This is a genomic window from Psychrosphaera haliotis, from assembly GCF_039523615.1.
Classification (GTDB): domain Bacteria; phylum Pseudomonadota; class Gammaproteobacteria; order Enterobacterales; family Alteromonadaceae; genus Psychrosphaera; species Psychrosphaera haliotis.
This window is the reverse complement of sequence record NZ_BAAAFQ010000011.1, coordinates 102183-123990: the sequence shown is the minus strand read 5'-3', so window position 1 is coordinate 123990 and position 21808 is coordinate 102183. Positions and strand designations below refer to the sequence as shown.

Annotated in this window: 23 protein-coding genes; 18 read left to right on the top strand and 5 right to left on the bottom strand. The window is 39.5% G+C overall.

What is annotated here, in order from left to right; genetic code table 11:
• The first annotated feature begins 13 nt into the window (after window positions 1–13).
• Window positions 14–895 carry a cytochrome c oxidase subunit 3 gene (locus ABD009_RS13620; protein ID WP_343826313.1) on the top strand — a complete coding sequence of 294 codons (882 nt, stop codon included), beginning with the start codon at window positions 14–16 and terminating at the stop codon, window positions 893–895.
• A gap of 7 nt (window positions 896–902) precedes the next feature.
• On the opposite strand, the gene ABD009_RS13615 is transcribed toward ABD009_RS13620, so the two are convergent.
• Window positions 903–1127, bottom strand: coding sequence for a DUF2909 family protein (locus ABD009_RS13615; protein ID WP_155696786.1), 225 nt, complete (start codon window positions 1125–1127; stop codon window positions 903–905).
• A 56-nt stretch (window positions 1128–1183) separates the two neighbouring features.
• On the opposite strand from ABD009_RS13615, the gene ABD009_RS13610 reads away from it, so the two are divergent.
• The 13 genes from ABD009_RS13610 (at window position 1184) to ABD009_RS13550 (ending at window position 13553) form a co-directional block, all read left to right on the top strand.
• Complete coding sequence (locus tag ABD009_RS13610) at window positions 1184–2008, top strand: SURF1 family protein (protein ID WP_343826310.1); 825 nt, start codon at window positions 1184–1186, stop codon at window positions 2006–2008.
• Window positions 1998–2501, top strand: a complete 504-nt coding sequence (locus tag ABD009_RS13605; RefSeq protein WP_343826308.1) for a transmembrane cytochrome oxidase associated protein — start codon at window positions 1998–2000, stop codon at window positions 2499–2501. The genes ABD009_RS13610 and ABD009_RS13605 overlap by 11 nt, the downstream gene beginning before the upstream one ends.
• 40 nt (window positions 2502–2541) lie before the next feature.
• Entirely contained in the window at window positions 2542–3624 is a 1083-nt protein-coding gene (locus ABD009_RS13600; protein ID WP_343826306.1) for a COX15/CtaA family protein, read from the top strand.
• A gap of 2 nt (window positions 3625–3626) precedes the next feature.
• Window positions 3627–4538: a heme o synthase gene (cyoE, locus tag ABD009_RS13595; RefSeq protein WP_343826304.1), complete on the top strand. Its 912-nt coding sequence runs from the start codon at window positions 3627–3629 to the stop codon at window positions 4536–4538.
• 3 nt (window positions 4539–4541) lie between these two features.
• Window positions 4542–5171 carry an SCO family protein gene (locus ABD009_RS13590; protein WP_343826302.1) on the top strand — a complete coding sequence of 210 codons (630 nt, stop codon included), beginning with the start codon at window positions 4542–4544 and terminating at the stop codon, window positions 5169–5171.
• 88 nt (window positions 5172–5259) lie between these two features.
• A complete protein-coding gene (locus ABD009_RS13585) occupies window positions 5260–5523 on the top strand; it encodes an STAS domain-containing protein (protein WP_343826300.1) in 264 nt (87 codons plus the stop codon).
• A gap of 29 nt (window positions 5524–5552) precedes the next feature.
• Window positions 5553–5915, top strand: a complete 363-nt coding sequence (locus ABD009_RS13580; RefSeq protein ID WP_155696773.1) for a response regulator — start codon at window positions 5553–5555, stop codon at window positions 5913–5915.
• A gap of 28 nt (window positions 5916–5943) precedes the next feature.
• Window positions 5944–8181 carry a chemotaxis protein CheA gene (locus tag ABD009_RS13575; RefSeq protein WP_343826298.1) on the top strand — a complete coding sequence of 746 codons (2238 nt, stop codon included), beginning with the start codon at window positions 5944–5946 and terminating at the stop codon, window positions 8179–8181.
• Between the two features lies 1 nt (window position 8182).
• Entirely contained in the window at window positions 8183–8662 is a 480-nt protein-coding gene (locus ABD009_RS13570) for a chemotaxis protein CheW (RefSeq protein ID WP_343826296.1), read from the top strand.
• A gap of 16 nt (window positions 8663–8678) precedes the next feature.
• A complete protein-coding gene (locus tag ABD009_RS13565) occupies window positions 8679–10988 on the top strand; it encodes a methyl-accepting chemotaxis protein (protein ID WP_343826294.1) in 2310 nt (769 codons plus the stop codon).
• Window positions 10989–11056: 68 nt separating this feature from the next.
• On the top strand, window positions 11057–11860 hold the full coding sequence (locus tag ABD009_RS13560; RefSeq protein WP_343826292.1) for a CheR family methyltransferase: 804 nt from the start codon (window positions 11057–11059) through the stop codon (window positions 11858–11860).
• On the top strand, window positions 11857–12495 hold the full coding sequence (gene cheD / locus ABD009_RS13555; protein ID WP_343826290.1) for a chemoreceptor glutamine deamidase CheD: 639 nt from the start codon (window positions 11857–11859) through the stop codon (window positions 12493–12495). Before ABD009_RS13560 ends, cheD begins: the two co-directional genes overlap by 4 nt.
• 11 nt (window positions 12496–12506) lie before the next feature.
• Window positions 12507–13553, top strand: coding sequence for a protein-glutamate methylesterase/protein-glutamine glutaminase (locus tag ABD009_RS13550; protein ID WP_343826288.1), 1047 nt, complete (start codon window positions 12507–12509; stop codon window positions 13551–13553).
• Window positions 13554–13597: 44 nt separating this feature from the next.
• On the opposite strand, the gene ABD009_RS13545 is transcribed toward ABD009_RS13550, so the two are convergent.
• Window positions 13598–14686 (bottom strand): polysaccharide deacetylase family protein, encoded by a 1089-nt coding sequence (locus ABD009_RS13545; protein WP_343826286.1) that lies wholly within the window; start codon window positions 14684–14686, stop codon window positions 13598–13600.
• Between ABD009_RS13545 and ABD009_RS13540 the strand changes: the two genes are divergently transcribed.
• Entirely contained in the window at window positions 14687–16075 is a 1389-nt protein-coding gene (locus ABD009_RS13540) for an MATE family efflux transporter (RefSeq protein WP_343826284.1), read from the top strand.
• A gap of 84 nt (window positions 16076–16159) precedes the next feature.
• Here ABD009_RS13540 and ABD009_RS13535 read toward each other — a convergent pair whose 3' ends face one another.
• Entirely contained in the window at window positions 16160–16444 is a 285-nt protein-coding gene (locus tag ABD009_RS13535; RefSeq protein WP_343826281.1) for a hypothetical protein, read from the bottom strand.
• A 15-nt stretch (window positions 16445–16459) separates the two neighbouring features.
• Entirely contained in the window at window positions 16460–17038 is a 579-nt protein-coding gene (gene nfuA, locus ABD009_RS13530; RefSeq protein WP_343826279.1) for a Fe-S biogenesis protein NfuA, read from the bottom strand.
• A gap of 222 nt (window positions 17039–17260) precedes the next feature.
• On the opposite strand from nfuA, the gene ABD009_RS13525 reads away from it, so the two are divergent.
• Window positions 17261–19873 carry a M14 metallopeptidase family protein gene (locus ABD009_RS13525; protein WP_343826277.1) on the top strand — a complete coding sequence of 871 codons (2613 nt, stop codon included), beginning with the start codon at window positions 17261–17263 and terminating at the stop codon, window positions 19871–19873.
• Here the strand turns inward: ABD009_RS13525 and ABD009_RS13520 are convergent.
• A complete protein-coding gene (locus ABD009_RS13520) occupies window positions 19870–20388 on the bottom strand; it encodes a ComF family protein (protein ID WP_196492531.1) in 519 nt (172 codons plus the stop codon). The genes ABD009_RS13525 and ABD009_RS13520 overlap by 4 nt on opposite strands.
• 237 nt (window positions 20389–20625) lie before the next feature.
• On the opposite strand from ABD009_RS13520, the gene bioH reads away from it, so the two are divergent.
• Together bioH and ABD009_RS13510 are read left to right on the top strand one after the other, a co-directional pair.
• Window positions 20626–21363 (top strand): pimeloyl-ACP methyl ester esterase BioH, encoded by a 738-nt coding sequence (gene bioH, locus ABD009_RS13515; RefSeq protein WP_343826274.1) that lies wholly within the window; start codon window positions 20626–20628, stop codon window positions 21361–21363.
• Between the two features lie 107 nt (window positions 21364–21470).
• Window positions 21471–21752, top strand: a complete 282-nt coding sequence (locus ABD009_RS13510) for a hypothetical protein (protein ID WP_343826273.1) — start codon at window positions 21471–21473, stop codon at window positions 21750–21752.
• Window positions 21753–21808: the final 56 nt, after the last annotated feature.

Here is a 21808-nt window from a genome sequence, read left to right as displayed (position 1 = left end):
GAGAGGGCAAATAATGTCTAGTGAATATCAAAAGTATTACGTACCAGCTCAAAGCCCATGGCCAATTGTGGGGGCTATCGGCTTATTTTGCATAGCGTTTGGGGCTGGAGGTTATGTTAATGACGTAACCAAAGGGGAGTCCGGTTTTAGCGGTTACCTGCTGCTAGCAGGCATACTGACCATTATATTTATGTTAGTTGGTTGGTTTAGAAACGTTATAGATGAATCAATGAGTGGCATGTATAGCGCTCAAATGGACCGTTCATTTAAACAAGGAATGAGCTGGTTTATATTTTCTGAAGTGATGTTCTTTGGGGCATTCTTTGGGGCTTTATTTTATGCCCGAATGTTTTCCGTTCCATGGTTAGGCGGAGCTAGTAACAACCTCAGTACACATGAAGTATTGTGGCCAGCTTTTGAAGCTATTTGGCCGCTTGTTAAAACACCAGATGGAACAACAACTGAAGCAATGGGTTGGACTGGATTACCGTTATACAACACCATTATTTTACTTATTTCGTCAGTGACACTCCATTTTGCACATGTTGGGCTTGAACAAAATAAACGTTCTCAACTTAAAGTGTGGTTAGGTGCGACTATATTACTTGGCTGTATATTCTTGGTTTTACAAGTTGAAGAATATATTCACGCATACAGAGAAATGGGATTAATGTTGTCCAGTGGCATTTATGGTAATACGTTTTTCTTGCTAACAGGATTCCATGGTTTACATGTAACGCTAGGGACCATAATGCTTATTATTATGTTCTTTAGAATAGTGTTGAAAGAACACTTTACACCTGAAAACCATTTTGGTTTCCAAGCAACAAGCTGGTATTGGCACTTTGTTGATGTGGTTTGGGTTTGCTTATTTATATTCGTTTATATCCTATAAACAAAAGTTAAGCTTTGGTGTAAGGGCTTGGGTTAGGTTCAATAATACCAAGCCCAAGCAATATGAGTAACAACAACATTAGTGCGCCGGTAAATAACAATCGACGTCCTATAAAATGCGACATAGGTGGTGCTTTTTCATCACCTTTTAACATAGTAAACATCGCTTTAAACAAGTTGAAAATAATACTTAAAAGTAAAATGACGATGATGGCTTTAACTATAAATTCCATTGTCTTGCCTATATTTTAGTAGTTGGTTGTTAGGTTGAATTGGTCATGAAAAACGTATGCATATTTTAAAACGCTTTAAATTCACACCATGGTCGTTAGTGATTACTGTGACGGCATTTTTGATTTTGTGCAAGTTAGGCTTTTGGCAACTTGAGCGTGCCGAACAGAAACGTATTCTCCTAGAGCAAACAAACGGCGTTGTTTTATCTCAACAAAATCTCTTAAACAGCATCACACTTGGTGACGTCTCTGAGTTAAACAATAAAGAAGTTACGTTAGAATTAACATTAGACAACCGGTCAATTTGGTTGATAGACAACAAGATATACCAAGGTCAAGCAGGTTATGACGTAGTGGTGCCGGCACTTGTTGGTAGCTCAGTTACTCACACTAACAATGATAGCTTTGTTGGCAAGAGTGATGGCTTTGTTAGCAATAGTTCTGTTAACAATGGTAATGCTTACGTTTTTGTTAATTTAGGTTGGTGGAAAGCGCCAGCAACACGAGCCGAGTTGCCAGAAGTGTTATTGCCGGAAAAGGTGAACGTTACGGGCCTACTAAAAACCACTGATCTTGAGCAATTTACTTTAAGTGACAAAACAGGTGAGTACTCTTTTCCACAGAGAGTTCAGTCGGTTAATGCAATTTTGGAATTTCACAAAAATAAGACGCCTTCCACGAGCCCAGTGTTTTTGTATGCAAGTTCAAACACGATAAACCAACACCCTCAACTTTATAAACCCGTTGTTATGCCGCCAGAAAAACACGTTGCCTATGCGGTGCAGTGGTTTTTGCTAGCGGTAGCGGCGGTGATTGTATTTCTCTTCGCTAGTTTGCGATCAGGTAGTTCTAAAACTAAAAGGAATAATAATGAAGTCTAAATCATTCTTTGGGATATTTGTGGCGATGGCTGTAGTGCCATTGGTGCTTGCATATTTAGTATTAAAAATGGGTTGGTATACGCCAGCAGCGACTAATAAAGGTAAGTTTTTACAACAAGAAATAGTTTTACCTATAAAAACTGAAACGCCCATGTGGAGCATTGTTTATCAGCCACAAGCATCTGGTTGTGATGCGTTTTGTGAAGAGCAACTTTATGGACTAAATCAAACCTATTTAGCGTTAGGTAAACTGCAAAAAAGAGTCAATGCGTGGGTATTAACAAATGAAATGCCATTGCAAGATTACCCAGCGACAAAAGCCTATTCTGCTAATAATCAAGACTTAGACAGTGATCATATTTATGTAATCGACCCAATGGGCAAAGTTATTTTGAAGTACCCGGGCAGTCAAACGCGTGAAATCACAATTAGAACTAGTAAAGACATACTTTCTGATTTGAAAAAGCTGTTAAATTATGCTCGTATAGGTTAATAATTAAACACCCCGAATAATAAAAATAAGAAGGGTTCAGATGTTAAATTTTCGTTATAGATTATCTATTTTATCTTTGTTGTTAGTTTGTGTCGTTATTATATTAGGTGCTTATACTCGGTTGACTGATGCTGGGTTGGGCTGCCCCGACTGGCCTGGTTGTTATGGGTTTCTTACCGTACCTACTGAAGTTGAGCATATTGAATTAGCAGAGTCAGCTTATCCAGAGCGTCCAGTTGAATACCACAAAGCTAGAAATGAGATGGTTCACCGCTATTTTGCTGGTGGACTTGGCATGTTGGTTTTTGTCATGTTTATACTAAATGTTATGGCTAGACAACATCTAAAGCTTTCTGGATTATTGCTTGTTACCGTTGGCTTTCAAGCAGTATTAGGGATGTGGACAGTGACCATGAATTTAATGCCACTCGTGGTAATGGGTCATTTACTTGGCGGTTTTACTACCTTCTGTTTAATTCTCCTTTTGACGCTCAAACTCCGAACACAAAGCCTAAATCAAAGCGACATACTCCATGGTGTACCTGAGTCGGTTAATGTATCGTCAAAATTGAAACTAGTTATCAAAGCCAGTTTCCTTTTGGTTGTACTTCAAATTGCTTTAGGTGGTTGGACAGCAGCTAATTATGCAGCGGTAGCTTGCACCGACCTACCTATTTGTGAACCAGGTTGGCAACAAAAGTTTGATATTGGTAGCGCACTATCAGTGCCAACGGGTTATGAAGATTACGAGTTTGGAGTATTTCCTTACGAAGCAAGAATGACTATCCATGTTTTACATAGAGTAGGAGCAATGGTTGTAACCGCTAGTATTCTTATGCTGCTCTATCTTTTGTTTAGACAAACCCAGCTAAGGCCTTTTGGCATTGTAATCATGGCAATCACCACAACACAGATTGCCTTGGGGATCTCAAATGTTGTATTCCATCTCCCTTTGTATGTTGCAGTGAGTCATAACTTTGTTGGCTTGTTGCTACTCGCCAGTTTACTGGTTTTATGGCATTACGTTTCAAGGCAACAAAAGCTACATCAACAAATAGAATTTAATAAAGTACCAAGTGAAAATCCCAATAATAACAGCATATTAATGCAACAAGGGGCGTAACAATGGCTTATTCAAATACCCTAACTAGTTCATTCAACTCGTTTTCAGGCCTGTTAAAAGACTTGTATGAAATCACTAAACCTAAAGTGGTATTCATGTTAGTGATAACGGCAATTGTCGGCATGGTTTTAGCTCAATCAGGTTGGCCTCCTTTAGACCTACTTTTAGTGTCGTCGATTGGAATTGGTTTGCTTTCAGCTGCAGCCGCGGCCATGAACCACATTGTAGATCAGAAAATTGATGCAAAAATGGCACGAACATACAACAGGCCAATTGCTAAAGGACGAGTAACAAATCGCTTAGCTATCATATTCTCATTCTCTTTAGCGGCATTTGGTTTTGCATTGTTATACGCCTTCGTAAATCCACTCACAGCGTGGCTAACGTTAGCCAGTTTGTTTGGATATGCCGTGGTTTATACCTTGGTATTAAAAAGACTTACGCCCCAAAATATTGTTATTGGCGGGTTAGCAGGTGCAATGCCACCACTTTTAGGTTGGGTTAGCATGACCGGTGATTTGCATCCCAACGCCTTTTTGTTAGTGATGATTATTTTCACTTGGACACCTCCGCACTTTTGGGCATTGGCTATTCATCGTAGAGATGACTACGCAAGGGTAAATATTCCTATGTTGCCAGTGACTCATGGTTTGGCATTTACAAAAAACTCTATTGTTTTATATACGGTACTACTTACGCTGGTCTGTTTTTTACCTTATTTGGTCGCGATGTCTGGCTTAATTTATTTGATATCAAGTACAATCCTAAACCTACTGTTTCTTAAATATGCTTGGCAATTAAAAGTAAGCGAAGACAAAAAAATAGCGATGGACACTTTTAAGTTTTCCATTTGGCATTTGTTAATTCTCTTTGTTGCTTTACTCGTTGATCATTTCTATATAATTAGATTTTAAATTATGACAAAAACTCAAACTCTTATCGTTTCAATATTGGCCTGCGTAGCATTTGCTGTGGGTATTTACTCGTCGTTGGATAAAGATGAATCGGTTTCGAAAAATACACACTTGTATACACAACCAAGGGAACTTAAAGAGTTTGAATTAATCGATCAGAATGGTGAGCGCTTTTCCAAAAGCAATATGATGGGGCAGTGGAGCGTACTGTTTTTGGGATATTTGTCGTGCCCAGATATTTGCCCTACAACGATGATGAAGTTGAGCCGTCTAATTCCAGACTTAACTCAGGTTCAAGAAAACACTCAAGTACTGTTTTTGTCGGTGGATCCAAAAAGAGACAAAGTTGATAATATTCAGCAGTATACAAATTATTTTCACGAATCAATATTAGGCCTTCGAGCGGAACATAAATCCTTATATCCATTTGTTCGAAACCTCGGCCTTATGTACTCCATTCCTCCTGAAGAAGTTTCAGAAGGTTACTTTGTTGATCACAGCGCCTCGGTTGTTCTCATTAACCCGCAGGGACAAATTCACGCTATGTTTAAACCCTATGTAGAACTTGGCGAAATACCTTCCATTAATCCTGAAGTTCTATTGTCAGACTTTAAAATTATAACTGTGGAATAAAAATCGGTAATAACGGTAAATATCTGGAAATATAGATTTTTCAGACTACGCTAAAGTTAAATGATTTTTATAGAACTCCACAGAGCCGATGAAACTTGCATCAAAATTACACATTAGTGAAGCTGAAGCGCTCAGTAAATCTCTAATTGAACTGCTGTCTTCAGAACAAGAAGTCTGTATAGACATTAGTGAAGTTAGTGACGCTGACACCGCTTCGCTTCAAGTATTGTGTTCACTGCAAAAGTCCCTCTCGTTAACCGATAGTGCAATAACTTGGCAAGGTGAAAGTGAATCCTTATCAAACATTGCAAATCAAATCGGTATTAAAGAGTTTCTAAAATTACCTAATTAAATTCAAGTTTGAACATAAAAGGTGACTTTATGAAAAAGATTCTGGCCGTTGATGATTCTGCTTCTATGAGGCAGATGGTTGGCTTCACTCTAAAAAACGCAGGTTATGATGTAACCGAAGCTAAAGATGGTCAAGAAGCACTAGACGTAGCTAGAGACGCTGAATTTGATGTGATCATATCAGACGTAAACATGCCTAATATGGATGGCATTGAGCTCGTTAGGAACTTAAGAACACTACCGCAATTTAAATTCACACCCATATTGATGCTCACCACGGAGTCTGGCACCAACAAAAAAGGTGAAGGCAAAGCGGCGGGGGCAACCGGTTGGATAGTTAAACCGTTTAATCCAGAGCAGTTGTTAACCGTCATTAAAAAAGTCGCTCGTTAATTCTGCACATTTTTAAAATGGGGTTGCTATGAGTATTGATCTCTCACAATTTTACGAAGTCTTCATCGATGAAAGTTTTGAAGGCCTTGAAACTATGGAATCCGAGTTACTTAATTTGTCCCCGGGTGACGTAGACAGTGAAATTATCAATAACATCTTTAGAGCTGCCCATTCTATTAAAGGTGGCAGTGGTACCTTTGGTTTTAATGCGATTGCCAATTTCACTCACGTAATAGAAACATTACTAGATGAAATTAGAAACGGTGAGCGTGAATTAGCTGCAAATCATGTAGACCTAATGCTCAAAAGTATTGATTGCCTTAGGAATATGCTTAGGTCGATTCAAAATAATGACGAACAAGAGTCACAAGAAGCGAATACGCTTCGTGTTCAATTTGAAGCTATTTTGGAACAGAAGAACACCGCAGATGTTAGCAATACAAGCAATAGTAACGCGGTAGCTACGCAACCTGAATCCAATGGCCTAGCAAGTAAACAAACAAAAACACAAATCACTAACTTCTTTGAAATTAAGTTTAACCCTGAGTCTCATGTATTTAAGACGGGAAATGAACCTCTATTTATTTTTGAAGATCTAGCGGAGCATGGAGAGCTATCGGTAGAAGCAAATATTAAAGGCATTCCTGAGCTTGATAACTTAGTTGCTGATGATTGTTACTTAGGCTGGACAATAAATTTAGATACCACTAGTGAAGAAGAAACCGTAAAAAGTGTATTTGAGTGGGTTGAAGACGACGCTGAAATAGAAATTAAATTAGTTGCCCAGTTTGAAGATGAAATCGAAGTGGAGAGTGAACTTGACGAGGTTGAAGCTTCTAAACCTGAGTCTTCATTAACTGAATCACCAGAATCACCGGCTTCAGCAGGTTCCACTTCAGCGAGTCCAGCAACAACTCCAGAGTCTCTATCACCAGATAATTCAAAGCCGAAAGACTCTGCAACGAGTGATACGGTGGAAGCAGAATTTAGACCAGTACAAAAAGCGCCAACAGACAATAAAAAAGAACCAACAAAACAAGAATCAAGCTCAATACGAGTAGGCACAGATAAAGTTGACTCACTTATAAACATGGTAGGCGAACTAGTAATCACGCAAGCGATGTTGAATGAGCTAGGTGAAGATGAGCAGATTGATCACGCAAAATTACTAGCGCTTAGAGAAGGGCTTGCGCAATTGGCTCACAACACCCGTGACTTACAAGAAAATGTTATGCGCATTAGGATGTTACCCATTAGTTTTGTTTTTTCTAGATTTCCTAGACTAGTACGAGATATCTCTCAAAAATTAGACAAAAAAGTTGATTTAGTTCTGAAGGGTGAGGGCACTGAGTTGGATAAAACAGTGATGGAAAAAATATCTGACCCTATGGTGCATTTGATTAGAAACTCGTTAGACCATGGTTTAGAAACCACGCCAGAACGTTTAGCCGCAGGAAAAAGTGAAGCGGGTAAAGTGATTCTTAATGCCTACCACCAAGGCGGTAATATTATTATCGAAATAATAGACGACGGACGTGGCCTTAATACAGAAAAGATAAGGTCAAAAGCAATAGAGAACGGGCTAATTACAGAAGAGTCCGTGTTAAGTAATCAAGAAATCAACGAACTCATTTTCAAACCTGGGTTTTCTACTGCTGATGAAGTTAGTGACATATCTGGTCGCGGAGTAGGCATGGATGTGGTTAAGCGGAATATCAATGCGTTAAATGGCACAGTGGAAGTCGTCTCTGAACCCAATAATGGGTCCACATTTACAATTAGACTACCTTTAACATTAGCCATATTAGATGGTCAGTTGGTTAAGGTTGGCAACCATATTTATATCATTCCGTTAGTTTCTATTGTTGAGTCATTACAAATAGATATGTCAAAAGTAAATTCTGTAGGCGGTGGTATGGATGTATTGCGATTACGTGATGACTACATCCCTATTTTAAGAATGCATCAGCTATTCAACCACCCAGAAGCTTGTCAAAAACTTCAAGGTGGGCTTTTAGTTGTAGTGGAAAGTGACAACGAAAAGGTCGGCCTGTTAGTTGATGAGTTACTGGCTCAGCAGCAGTTTGTAATCAAAAGCTTGGAAGAGAACTATAAGAAGGTAGACGGTATTTCGGGCGCAACTATTTTAGGTAGTGGCAGCGTATCGCTCATTATCGACATATCCAGTGTAGTTAAAATGGCAGGTTTAAAACGAGCTGGCCATGTAGGTTTAGATTTCGACAAACCACTATCGGAAGCGGTGTAGCATGAATGAAGTTCTATCAACAAGTCAGCTTGATAACAACGACAACGTCGATCTGGTTCAGTATTTGACGTTCATGATGGACGATGAAGAGTACGGTATTGAGATCTTATCGGTGCAGGAAATTAGAGGTTGGGAATCAATGACGAGCATTCCTAACTCAGAAGAATACGTAAAAGGTGTGATTAATTTGCGAGGAACCGTTGTTCCAGTGGTGGATCTACGTATTCGCTTTAATCTCAGTAAATTTGATTACAACGAGTTGACGGTCATCATTATTGTGAAAGTGATGATAGACAAAAAAACGAAAATAATGGGCATAGTTGTTGATGCAGTTTCTGATGTTTACAACATCGAAAAACAAAAAGCCAAAAAGGCACCAGACATTGGTGACTCTGAAACAAAAAACTATATTGAAGGCCTCATAAATGTAGGCGACAAAATGGTAGTCCTTTTAGATCTAGAAAAAGTGTTATTAATATAACAAGGCAGGTGATGGTATGGGTTTTTTAAAAAATTTATTGGGTTCTTCTGATTCCACTGAACGACTTGTTCTAGATGCACTAGACAAGTCTCAAGCTGTTATTGAGTTTTATCCAGATGGCACGATTAAAACGGCCAATAATAATTTTTTAAATGTACTTGGATATAGATTAGAAGAAATCCAAGGTCAACATCACAGCATATTTGTAGATCGACGTGACGTAGCCAGTGATGAATATCGAAAATTCTGGCAAGACTTAGCTCGAGGTGAGTTTAAATCTGACGAATTTAAACGAGTAACCAAAAGCGGTGAAGACATTTGGATTAGAGCCACGTACAACCCAATAATGGACAGTGAAAATAAGGTTTTTAAGGTTGTTAAATACGCATCTGACATAACAGAGCAAAAGAAAAAAGCGTCTGAATCAAACGGTCAGTTAAACGCTATTAACAAGTCTCAAGCGGTCATTGAATTTGAAATGGACGGTACAATTATAACTGCCAACGCTAACTTTTTATCCACAATGGGATATTCACTAGAGGAAGTTAAAGGGCGCCATCATAGTATGTTTGCACCGGATGGAATAGCTGAGACTAGCGAATACAAAGAGTTTTGGGCTAAATTGAATCGTGGTGAATTTGATTCTGGCGAGTACAAAAGGCTTGGTAAAGGAGGCAAAACCATATGGATTCAAGCAAGTTATAATCCTATTGAGGACTTAGACGGTAACCCAATTAAAGTGGTTAAGTTTGCAACTGATATTACCGAGCAAAAAGAGATGGAAGAAGAGGCTCGACAAGCTGGTAATTTGGCACAGGCACTAACGCTTTGTCAGGCAAACGTCATGATTGCTAATAATGAATTAGAAATTGTTTATATGAACAATGAAGTGACAAAAATGTTCCGTAAACGAGAAAGAGAAATCACAAAAACGCTACCAAACTTTAATGCCGATAAGCTTATTGGCACCTGTGTTGATGACTTCCATAAAGATGCTTCTCATCAACGCAATATGCTAAAAAAACTTTCAGAACCCTATCAAACAAATATAAGAGTTGGGAAATTAACGTTTGAATTATTTGCTTCCCCTTGGGTCGACTCAAACGGCAATCGACTTGGAACGATTGTAGAGTGGGTTGATAAAACCAATGAAATGACTATTCAAAACGAAATTGCAAAAGTTATAGATGCTGCCACTAACGGTGATCTAACGATAAGAATTGCAGAAGATGACAAAGAAGGCTTTTTCAAAGAGCTGTCGATGGGCTTAAACCAAGTAGTTGGTATAGCCGAAGGTGTGATTCAAGATACCGTGAATATTTTTGATGCCTTGGCTCATGGTAATTTAACTCGTCGTATCGATACAGAATATCAAGGCATGTTCGATAAGCTAAAACGCGATGCCAACGCTACTGTTGATAAGTTAACAGAAGTTATTGGGCAAATTGATCGTTCCGCCACAACAGTGAGCTCTGGAGCTGAAGAAATTGCACAGGGTAATGCCGATTTAAGCCAAAGAACTGAAGAGCAAGCATCTTCGCTTGAGGAAACGGCATCTAGTATGGAAGAGATGACGGCAACAGTTAGGCAAAACGCTGATAATGCACAAATGGCCAATGACTTAGCTGAAGAAGCGGCGAGCAAAGCTGAATCTGGCGGTTCTGTTGTAGGTCGAGCTGTAGAAAGTATGGCGGAAATTAATGAGGCTAGTAAGAAGATTGCTGACATCATTGGCGTCATTGATGAAATTGCGTTCCAGACAAACTTATTAGCGTTAAATGCTGCTGTTGAAGCCGCGCGAGCTGGCGAACAAGGCCGAGGTTTTGCGGTTGTTGCCGGTGAAGTAAGAAACCTCGCTCAACGTTCTGCAGCTGCAGCAAAAGAGATAAAAGATTTAATTAGAGATTCTGTTTCAAAAGTTGAAGATGGTACCTCATTGGTAAATCAATCGGGTGAGATGCTTCAAGAAATTGTTAAAGCCGTTAGAAAGGTGAACGACACTATTGGTGATATTAGCGTTGCATCTATCGAGCAAACATCTGGCATAGAGCAAGTTAATAAAGCCGTTTCCCAAATGGATGAGATGACGCAACAAAATGCGGCACTCGTTGAGCAGGCATCAGCAGCTGGAGAGTCAATGTCGGAGCAAGCTCGTTCTATGAGAGAGCTCTTAACCTTCTTCAAAATGTCTGAGTCACAATTAAACGCCGCGCCTCGATTGTCCCAAAGTAATAGCCGTAAGGCGATTGCGCAGCCAACACGAGCGGAAATTAAGTCTCCGGTTTCGTCGCAGCCTAGTGACGATGAAGAATGGCAGGAGTTTTAGTTTAACCAAATTTGCTTGGAATACGGGTAACAGCAAGGAGTAGGTGATTGGATAACAAAGAGTTTCTAATGACAAACAAGGACTACAGCTTCATAAGTGAAAGAGTTTATGAAGCCTGTGGCATTGTTTTATCTGAGCAAAAAAAAGACATGGTATACGCGCGCATTTCAAGACGACTGAGGAAGCTTGGATTATCTTCGTTCTCTGAGTATATCTCGTATTTAAACAATAACGAGTCAGTAGAATTTGGTGAGTTTATAAATGCAATTACCACAAACTTAACGTCGTTTTTTAGAGAAACACATCACTTCGATTTTTTGAAGAAAACAGCGGTACCTGAGATACTCAGTCGGCATAAAAGTGATCATCGCGTGCGAATATGGTCGGCAGGCTGTTCACTTGGAATGGAGCCTTACTCAATTGCAATATGCTTAGACAAGCTTATCCCTTCAAACTGGGACTTCAAAATTTTGGCAACAGACCTTGATACCAATGTTTTAGAGTCTGGCAGAGAAGCTATATATGAAGGTGGTCAAGTATCAGGATTGAGTGATGCTCAACTAAAAAAATACTTCCTTAAAGATGGCAGTGCAAAGCGTTATAAGGCCAAGCCTTATCTCAAACAAAACATCAGTTTTAAACAACTTAATCTATTAAAAGAGTGGCCAATAAAAGGGCCATTTGACGTTATATTTTGTCGAAACGTGATTATTTATTTTGATCATGAAACCAAGGTAAAGCTGTTTAACCGTTATGCAAACTTACTGGCTCCGGGCGGGTACTTAATTTTGGGACATTCTGAGTCAATGGGAAGGGAAAATCTTCAGTTTAAAGGGTTAGGGCAAAACGTTTATCAGAAGATAGCGCAATGAGTGCAACGCAGTTCAAAGCGACACTGCCGGGTTTTGAACACATAAAACGTTATGTGGACAATGGTCGGAATATCGTAGTCGCAAAAATTTTACCGGGCGAGTTTTACGTAACAAAAGAAAAAGAAGCCATCGCAACGGTATTAGGATCATGCATTTCAGCCTGTATTTGGGACGAATACGCAGGCCTAGGCGGAATGAACCACTTTATGCTGCCATTAAAGGGGAATAATCATGGTCAAGAAATGTGGGAGTTTCACGATAGCTACAGTTGTCGGTATGGGATCTGGGCGATGGAATGTTTGATAAATGAAATTATAAAACATGGTGGTCATCGCAATAGAATGAAAGTGAAACTGTTCGGTGGTGGCAATATTATTAAAGAGATGCAAACGCCGATAGGGGAACAGAATATTGCCTTTGCTAAGGAGTTTATTCTAAAAGAAGAGTTGCCGTTAGTTGCTTCCGATATGGGTGGACCTTGGCCACGAAAGGTGCTTTTTTATCCTCAAGAAGGAAAGGGATTGGTTAAACGTTTACAAAGTATGCATAACGATACGATTAAACTTCGTGAAGTTAAATACCGCTCGAAAATAGAAAAACCAGAGCATGAGACGTCGGATATAGAATTGTTCTAAAAGGTAAATCAATGATTAAGGTTTTAATAGTAGATGACTCCAAGCTGATTAGGATGATTCTAAATGAAATAATAAGCGCCGCACCAGATATGCAGGTGGTAGGTGAAGCTGAAGATCCGCTAGAAGCTAGAGATCTCATCAAGTCTTTAAACCCAGACGTTTTAACGCTTGATATAGAAATGCCAAAAATGGATGGCATCACTTTTCTTAAAAACTTAATGCGATTAAGACCAATGCCCGTTGTAATGTTGTCAACACTTACAGCAGAAGGTGCACCAATAACGTTAGAAGCATTGTCGATAGGTGCTGTGGATTTTTTAGAAAAGCCCAAAGTTGATGTTAAAGAAAGTCTTGGTAAGTATGCCGACGTACTAGTCGACAAAATTAGAGCGGCAGCCGGCGCTCGACTAAGTCAAATCATTCGCTCAAGAAAGAGAGCGCAACAAAGTGATGCAGTCCCAACAGCGACTGGTGATTTTAAAAAGAACCACTTAATTGCCATTGGTGCGTCTACAGGTGGAACAGAAGCAATAAAAGAAGTGGTTATTAACTTACCAGCGAATTTCTGTCCAATTGTTGTGACCCAACATATCCCTCCCGTGTTTAGTAAAACGTACGCAGAGCGATTAAATAAAGTTTGTAAAATGACGGTGCATGAAGCAAGTCATGGTCAGGTCATTGAACCTGGACATATCTATATTGCGCCAGGTGACAAGCATTTAACGGTATTAAAAAGGGGCAGCAAGTTGTTATGTCAGCTTGATGACTCTGAGCCTGTAAATAGACACAAACCTGCAGTCGATGTGTTATTTGATTCCATCGCAAAGTACATGGGCAAATATAGCTCGGGAGTGATTTTAACGGGAATGGGCGCTGACGGCGCTAAGGGTTTGTTAAGGCTCAAAGAGTCAGGTGCATATACCATTACTCAAGATGAGAACTCCAGTGTGGTTTACGGCATGCCTAGAGCGGCAAAAGAGTTAGGTGCAGGGAATGAGGAGTTACCATTGGATAAGATCGCTAAACGCCTAATGGAGTTAGCGACCCGTTCGATATAGCTTTAAACAAATATAGTTTTAAGTGAATGTCATATGTTTAGAGATTATTCACTTTCCTCATTTAACTCACTTGATAAGTCATCAGGCAATGTAATCCAAAGCTTACTGGTCCAATAAAAGCGGCCACTATTTTTAATAGATGGGGCCGTACAGTTGTATTTGACACGTCCTGTTTGAAGAGATTTAGGCGCTGCAATTTCAAATTCGAAATCGGAAATCCAAGTTGGTTTTACAGGACCTGATTGACCTGTGATAAAACAGGCTAACTGACTTTGGTAGAAATCTTTACCTTTAAGCTTAACTCTCCATAGAGGTCCCTTCTCAGAATCTATTTTTTCAATGTTGCGGACTAAAGTTTCTGTTGGAGACTGGTTCTCAAAATCAAACGCTAAGCTTTTAATTTTGTTTTTTAGTGTTTTTGGATTGGCATAAATGCCATTAGCAGGAAAACGAGTCAAAGCTAAAAGGTCGCTAGTTTCATTAATAGCACCCGAGTGTTGGGCAAAACCCACAAACCCATTTTTGCCCAGGGTGGCTTTAATATTGTCAGAATATTCACCAAACGGATAAGCGACCATTTTGTGATTTTGTCCTAACTGCTCTTTAATCATTTCTTCTGCGACTAATATATTGGTTTCAATTTGTTTGTTGGTAAGTCCACCTTGCACTAAGTTTTCATGCTCCAAGGTGTGATTCATTATGTCACCACCATGTTCCGTTAAGGTTTTAAGCTGTGACCAATCCATATATAGTTTGCTTGGCTTGACCATTAGCGGATTTACAAACACAGTAAAAGGCCAGTTTTTTTCTTTGAGCATAGGGAAGGCCATGTCATAAACATTTCTAAAGCCATCATCAAAGGTAATTGCAATCCAATTTGGGTTAACCGGCTTATTGGCCTTTATGGCATCCACAATTTGAGTTAATGGCACAACTTCTAGGCCTAGTTCTTCAATCATGGCTAAGTGCTCAGCAAATTGTTGTGGAGAGACACTAGTAGATTTTGGGGTAGTTTCACTAACATGGTGGTAAAGTACAACCGTTGCGGCGGAAACAGATTGATGCCATAACAAGGTAGTCATCGTCGTTAACATCAATAAAACACTAATAGGCTTAAGTAATAATCTAATCATATGTTATCTCTATTTCAGTCCTCTGCGTGGTCAGGTACCCGCATCAATTTAAAAATTTGGCATTTAGCCTGGCCTATGATTCTAGCAAATATTAGCATTCCTATGTTGGGATTTGTTGATACTGCCGTTATTGGGCATTTGCCCGATAGCCAATTTCTTGCTGGTACAGCGTTAGCTGGTTTGTTTATTTCGGTTATATTTTGGTTGTTAGGCTTCCTAAGAATGTCTACAACAGGTCTAGTGGCTAAAGCTAGAGGTGAAAAATCGGCAGCTTCAGCAATATTGCACTTGTATCAAGGGTTGCTTTTAAGCGTAATCTTAGCGAGCTTTATTCTGCTATTTCAGTCACCACTCTTCTCTCTTTTAACTTTTGTATCTAGCGATGACCTTGCCATGCAGGCTACCTATGCATCGGCAAAAACCTATTTTGATATCCGTATTTGGGCCGCCCCTTTTGTATTGGCGAATATGGCCTTGTCTGGCTTTTTGATTGGCTCGGGTAAAACCAAATGGGTGCTTAGAGCCTTAATCGTTTGCAATGTAGTGAATTTATTTGCTGATATTTTGTTTGTGCCTGTTTTGTCTTTTGGAGTTGCTGGCGTTGCGTTTGCCTCAGTGCTTGCTGAAATTGTTCAGTTTGGCATGATGATTTACTTAATTCGACCAGAGTTAAAGAAGGTAGCGGTGTCTTTACAGTCAGTATTGACAGGCTGGATAGCGTTACTAAGAATGAACGGCAATTTGTTTATACGAAGCGCTGTACTGCAACTTTGTTTGTCTTTCATGACTATTTACGCGACGCAGTTTGGCAGTCAAACGGTGGCTATTAATTCTTTAATTATGCAGTTTTTCTTGTTTATCTCTTTTTCATTGGATGGCGTTGCCTTTGCGTTAGAGTCATTAGTGGGCAATTGTGTAGGTCAAAAAAAGCAACGTAGACTTCGATTGTATATTACTCAAGGGATCAAAATGGGGCTAGCCTTCGCACTCTGTTATGCTGCATTTTATGTATTAACAGTTGATGCCATTGTTTGGCTTTTAACGGATATTGAGTCACTGAAGAGCGGAATTACTGATTACTATATTTGGATTTATCTACTGCCATTAAGTTGTTTTTTAAGCTTTATATTTGATGGGATATTTGTTGGCTTAGGTTGGGATAAAAGCATGAGGAACAGTATGATTGTCGCCGCTTTGTGTTTCTTTTCTATTATTTTACTGTCAAACGCGTTAACTGATTCGTTAAGCAATGCCTTCAACTACACCTTCAACTGCACCTTCAATAATCATATTTTATGGGCTGCATTTACAATATTCATGTTGGCAAGGGGCTTGTCGCAGTGGTTTATCTTACGATTGAAATTTAAGTCTGAGATAAAATTGAGTTAGCCGTAGGACGAGAACGTTAGAGTTAGTTAAGGAGCGATAAGCAATTGATTAAAACATGATTAAGAAGTTCTTAAAGGATCAGGGTTATTCTAAATGCTTAAATTTTTCTTTGTTTAATTGTGCCTGATGACGAAAGAACGCCAATCGATTGGCAACAATACCTAGGTAGCCTTTAAGTGTGACCAGAACACCAGCAAACATTATCGCAACAGCGGGGATTTGCCACCAAATCCAAACGTTTGCACCTAAGTAAAGACCTACAACACCCAATACAAAAAGACAAAGTCCAAGAATAAAAAAGCGAACACTGCGCTTTGGGTTTTCGCCCCATCGCACTAATGTCCGCTGTAATTTATCTGGCTTTGCCATGCTCAACAATCAAACTTAGTAGTAAGAGTGCTCACCAGCTTGGTGTTCAGTGACGTCTTTAACGCCAGTCACTTCGCCTTCAAACTGTTGTAGCATTTGAGTTTCAATACCATCTTTTAGTGTCACATCTACCATAGAGCAGCCGTTACAACCGCCGCCAAATTGAAGAACAACGATACCGTCTTCCGTCAATTCAACTAAGTTTACGTGACCACCGTGGCTCGCTAATCCTGGATTAACTTCAGACTCAATGAAGTATTGAATTCTAGCTTTAAGCGGAGCATCTGATGATACTTTACGTGCTTTTGCATTCGGCGCTTTAAGCGTTAATTGTGAACCCATTTGATCGGTAACAAAATCAATCTCAGCGTCTTCTAAATACGGCTGACTTTCTTCATCTACAGCTGCTTCAAAACCTTCATAAGAAAGGATTTTGTCTTCTGGCTCTAGTGAATCTTCTGGGCAGTAAGATACGCCACATTCAGCACTGCTAGTACCGGCGTTTACTACAAAAACTCTAATTCTAGTGTTTGGTGCTTGCGTGTCCAACAGCTTTACAAAGTGCTGTTGCGCTGATTCTGAAATATTGATCATAATAATATCTGACTAATTTACTCGGTTATTTGCAATGATACGTCTATCGCTTATTTACTGCAACCTTGACGCCTTTTAGTTATCTATATGTTTGGGCAATTTTTAACAAATAAACCCCTGTTTACAGTTATTCAACGACTAACTTTTAGTCAGACTTGTTGTTTTATATAGTTACTTGTTATCTTTAGCTTAATTAATAATAAAAGATGGCTACTGATAACCATGAATAAACTTATCTCAACAGTAAAAACAGCCTTTTTACTGCTTTTAGCATTGTCATTTACAGCGGCTGCAAAAACACCGCTACATAATGAATTATCGTTTTATTTGCCTGCTGAAAACTACAATCAAGCAGTCCCAACCCCAGAATCTGTATTGGGTTACCAAGTGGGTGAATGGCACGTAAGGCATGACCAGCTGGTGGCTTATTATAAAGCGTTAGCCGCGGCCAGTGACCGAGTAGAAGTGAAAACCATTGGTTATTCACATCAGCAACGAGAGTTGTTGCATGTCACTATTACTAATCCAAATCGTTTTAGTTCGTTAGAAAACCTTAAAAAGCAGCGCTCTGAGTATTTTAATGAAAATAAGAAAAACAACTCAAATGGCAAGTCAGCACCGCTTATTGTGAACCTAAATTACAGCGTGCACGGTGATGAATCATCGGGTAGCAATGCCTCAATGTTGGTGGCGTATTATTTAGCGGCCTCAAACAGCGCGATGGTTAATCAGTACTTAGATGAAATGGTGATTATTATTGACCCAAGCCTAAATCCTGATGGTTTGAGTCGTTTTGCGCTTTGGGCCAATCAGCACAAAGGTAAAAACATTAACAAAGACCCAAATAACCGTGAACATAATCAAGGTTGGATTCGTGGTCGCGTAAATCAGTATTGGTTTGACTTAAACCGTGATTGGTTATTGCTACAACATCCAGAGTCGCAAGCGCGAATTGCTGAATATCAACAATGGCGTCCGCATGTATTAACGGATCACCATGAAATGGGCACAAACAGCTCGTTCTTTTTCCAGCCAGGTATTCCTTCGCGAAAAAATCCATTAACGCCAGATAAAAACGTAGCGCTGACTAAACAGTTAGCCACGTATCATGCAAAAGCCTTTGATGAAGCAAACAAACTTTATTTTACTGAAGAAGCTTTTGACGACTTTTATGCAGGTAAAGGTTCAACGTATCCTGATTTGCACGGCAGTATTGGTATTTTGTTTGAGCAAGCCTCTAGCCGCGGTCACATTCAAGAATCGATTAACGGTGATTTAGATTTCCCTACTACTATTAAACATCAAGTAATGTCTTCGTTTTCAACGTTAGAAGGCAGCCTGGAAAGTAGTGATGACTTAAAAAGCTTTCAAGACGAATTTAAATCGAGCGTTAAAAGCTTAGTAAAAAAAGCCGATTTTGATGGTTATTTATTAACTGAGAAAAACGACAAAACAAGACTTAATAAACTGTTAGCGCTTTTATCTAAACATAATATTAAATCTTACGCGTTAAACTCTGATACTAAAGTGAACGGTAAAAAGGTAATTGCATCAAATTCTGTTTACCTGCCTTTAAATCAACCACAAGTCAGACTAATTCAATCAATATTCTCAACTCAAACATCGTTTAACGACAATACATTTTACGATGTATCGAGCTGGAATTTAGCGTACGCGTTTAATATTCAATTTGAAAAAGTAGAGTCTGCAAGAAAGTTAAAGCTGTCAAACACACCTTGGCAGTTACCGCAAAATACAGCCGCCAAACTTGATATGAACTCAGCATATAGCATTGCTATCGATTGGCATGACTTTAACGCTCCAGCACTTGTTTATGAGCTATTAAATAACGGAATTAAAGTAAGAGCTGCGCTTAAACCATTTAATGCAAACACCATTGCTAGCATCAAATCAAATACAACAAGTGGTCAAAAGGCGAAGGCATTTGCGGCAGGCACAATGTTAATTAATGCAGGTTTGCAACAAGAAGGTTGGCAAAACAAGGTCAACAAAGCGTTGGCCAAATATCCTGTTAGCGTATCTACAATCAAAAGTGGCTTAACATCTACGGGCATTGATTTAGGTAGCCGACTAATGATGCCTGTTACCTTGCCAAAAGTGCTAATGGTGGGCGGCATGGGTGCAAACCTATATGAAGTGGGCGAAGCTTGGTACATGCTAGATAGTCATGTTGGCTTTTCTCCGACCATCATAAATAAAAGCAGTTTAGGTTATGTAAACCTATCGGATTACACGCACGTTGTATTAACAGACGGCAGCTACTCTAAAAAAGATGAATCGTTAGCTGATGATTTAAAAGAGTTTGCTAGGCAAGGCGGTACAGTTTGGGGACAAAAACGTGCTGCGCTATGGTTGGCCAAAGAAGGGCTTTTAAAAGTAGACACTATTGCTCAAAGCGAAATGTATAAGCGTTTTAATACGGACGATTTAAAGTTTGGCGATAAAGAAGCGCTAGGCGGTAAGCAACGTGTAGCTGGTGCTTTCTTTGAAGCAAAGCTTGATTTGTCGCACCCGCTGACCTTTGGTTTAACAAACAATACTATTGCGCTATTTAAAAACCGCACAGACTTATTGTTAACACCAAAAGTACCTTTTAGCGCAGTAGCAACTTATACCGACAAGCCTTTAATGGCTGGTTATGCCGACAATACCAACGTAGAAAAAATTGCCGGAGCGACTGGACTAGTAGCGCAAAGAATGGGCCGAGGAGTGGTAATCGGAATGACGGATAACCCTAACTTTAGAGCAATAATGTACGGTTCAAACCGTTTATTTGTGAATAGTTTATTTATGGCCCCTGCGGTTCGTTATTAAATAAACAAACGTGTTGCGCCACAGGCAATATAAACGTCTGTGGCGCCTGCGTTCTTTAAGGCAAGGGTAGCGGCTTTTATGCTTGCGCCCGTTGTCAGAACATCGTCTATCAATAATACTTTTTTATCTAAAATTGGCTCTATGGCAATAAACGCATTGGCAATATTGGTTAAGCGTTTTTCTCTATTACTAGCCGACTGTGCTCTAGTATATTTATGTCGAACTAAACCTGTATATACAGGAATTTCAATCTCCTTTAAAAAGGCAGACATGATAAGCACAGACTGATTATACCCGCGAGAAACCCACCTTAACGGATGAAGTGGAAGGGCACATACAAGATCGATTTCAGGCCAGTTTTGTTGTTCAACTTGGCGCGCTAAAAGGTATCCAATTAACCGACTAGCTTGCAGCTCCTGCGAAAATTTAAGCTGGCTAAGCCACATTGATAAAGGCCAGCTATAGTCTCCAATGGTGGCAATGCCATCAACATTATCACAAACAAGTTGAGCCATTATTTCAGTTTGAGTTAAGTCCAATCCGTTGGGTAAAAAGCGTAAATCATTAAAACAAACCCTGCACAGAGTTGGCACCTGATACCTTCGGGTTTGTTTTATTTTTTCATTACATAAACAACAGGGGGCCACACTTTGAATGAAGGGAATAATCCAAGTAAACTTCGTCAATAATTGATCAATAACGGTTCGCCTTTGGGCCGATAATTTTAAATAGAATTTAGGTATAAGTGACTTATGAATGATGCGCCAATAATCCTGATCCATGGATGGGGAATGAATAAACAAATTTGGAACGGTGTATTAGATTCACTTAGCCCTGAGCTATTAAGCAGAGTGACCGTCGTGGATATGCCCGGCTATGGCAACAACACAGAAACACTTGAACGTTATGATATCGACGAACTTGCGGGTTGGTTAAAATCTGTAGTTAAAAAGCCAAGTCATATTGTTGGTTGGTCTTTAGGAGGTTTGTTGGCAATCAAATTTGCTCAGCAATACCCAGATTTAACGGTAGGCGTTGGTTTAGTTGCAAGTACACCTAAGTTTATGGAAGAAGGCGACTGGCCTGGTATAAAGCCGAATGTATTGGCGATGTTTTCAAAGCAACTGCTGGTTGATCATAAAGACACGGTAAAGCGCTTTTTAAAGATACAGGCGTTAGGTAGCGAGTCGATGCGAGCAGATTTAAAACTAATTCAGGATTGGGTGTTTTCTGTGCCTGACCCAAAAATTGAAGCTTTAGATGCTGGTTTAACAATGCTTCAAAATGTTGACTTGAGAGAAGAGTTTTCCTCATTAACTATGCCTGTGAATGCTCTTTTAGGTCGCCTAGACTCTTTGGTGCCAAATAGTGTTGAGCAAAAACTTATAGACTTGTTACCAGGTGCAAAAATAACGGTAATGCCTGGCGTATCACATGCCCCATTTATTTCGAAAAAAGAACAATTTATTAAGTGGTTACAAACTCTGTAATGAAATAGGTCTATAAAGCAGATTTTATATAGCAAATAATCACTTTAAAAAATGCCTAAAGTGGTTAATAATTGTACTTCGAGTAGAAGTTTAATTCAGAGGTGTTCATGGAACTAAAATCTATTCCAAGTGCGATACAGTCGGGCTTAAATGGTTATCAAACCGCCGAACGAGGTTTAGCGCAAGCTGCAGACAATATTAGCAAACTAAATCTTGATGCTAATTCCGCGGCCGAAGGCGCGACAGAGGCTGTACAACAAGCCCCGCAGGTCAGTTTAACTACTGAAGCTGTTAATTTAGTGGTAAATGAGCATTTAGCGAAAGCAAATATTAAAGTGATTCAAACAGCAGATGAAGTTGTTGGCACACTTATCGATACCAAGGTATAGATTCTGAGGTATAGGTCTAAGGTATCGTACGAAACCTTCGTTCAGGTTTAACTTTG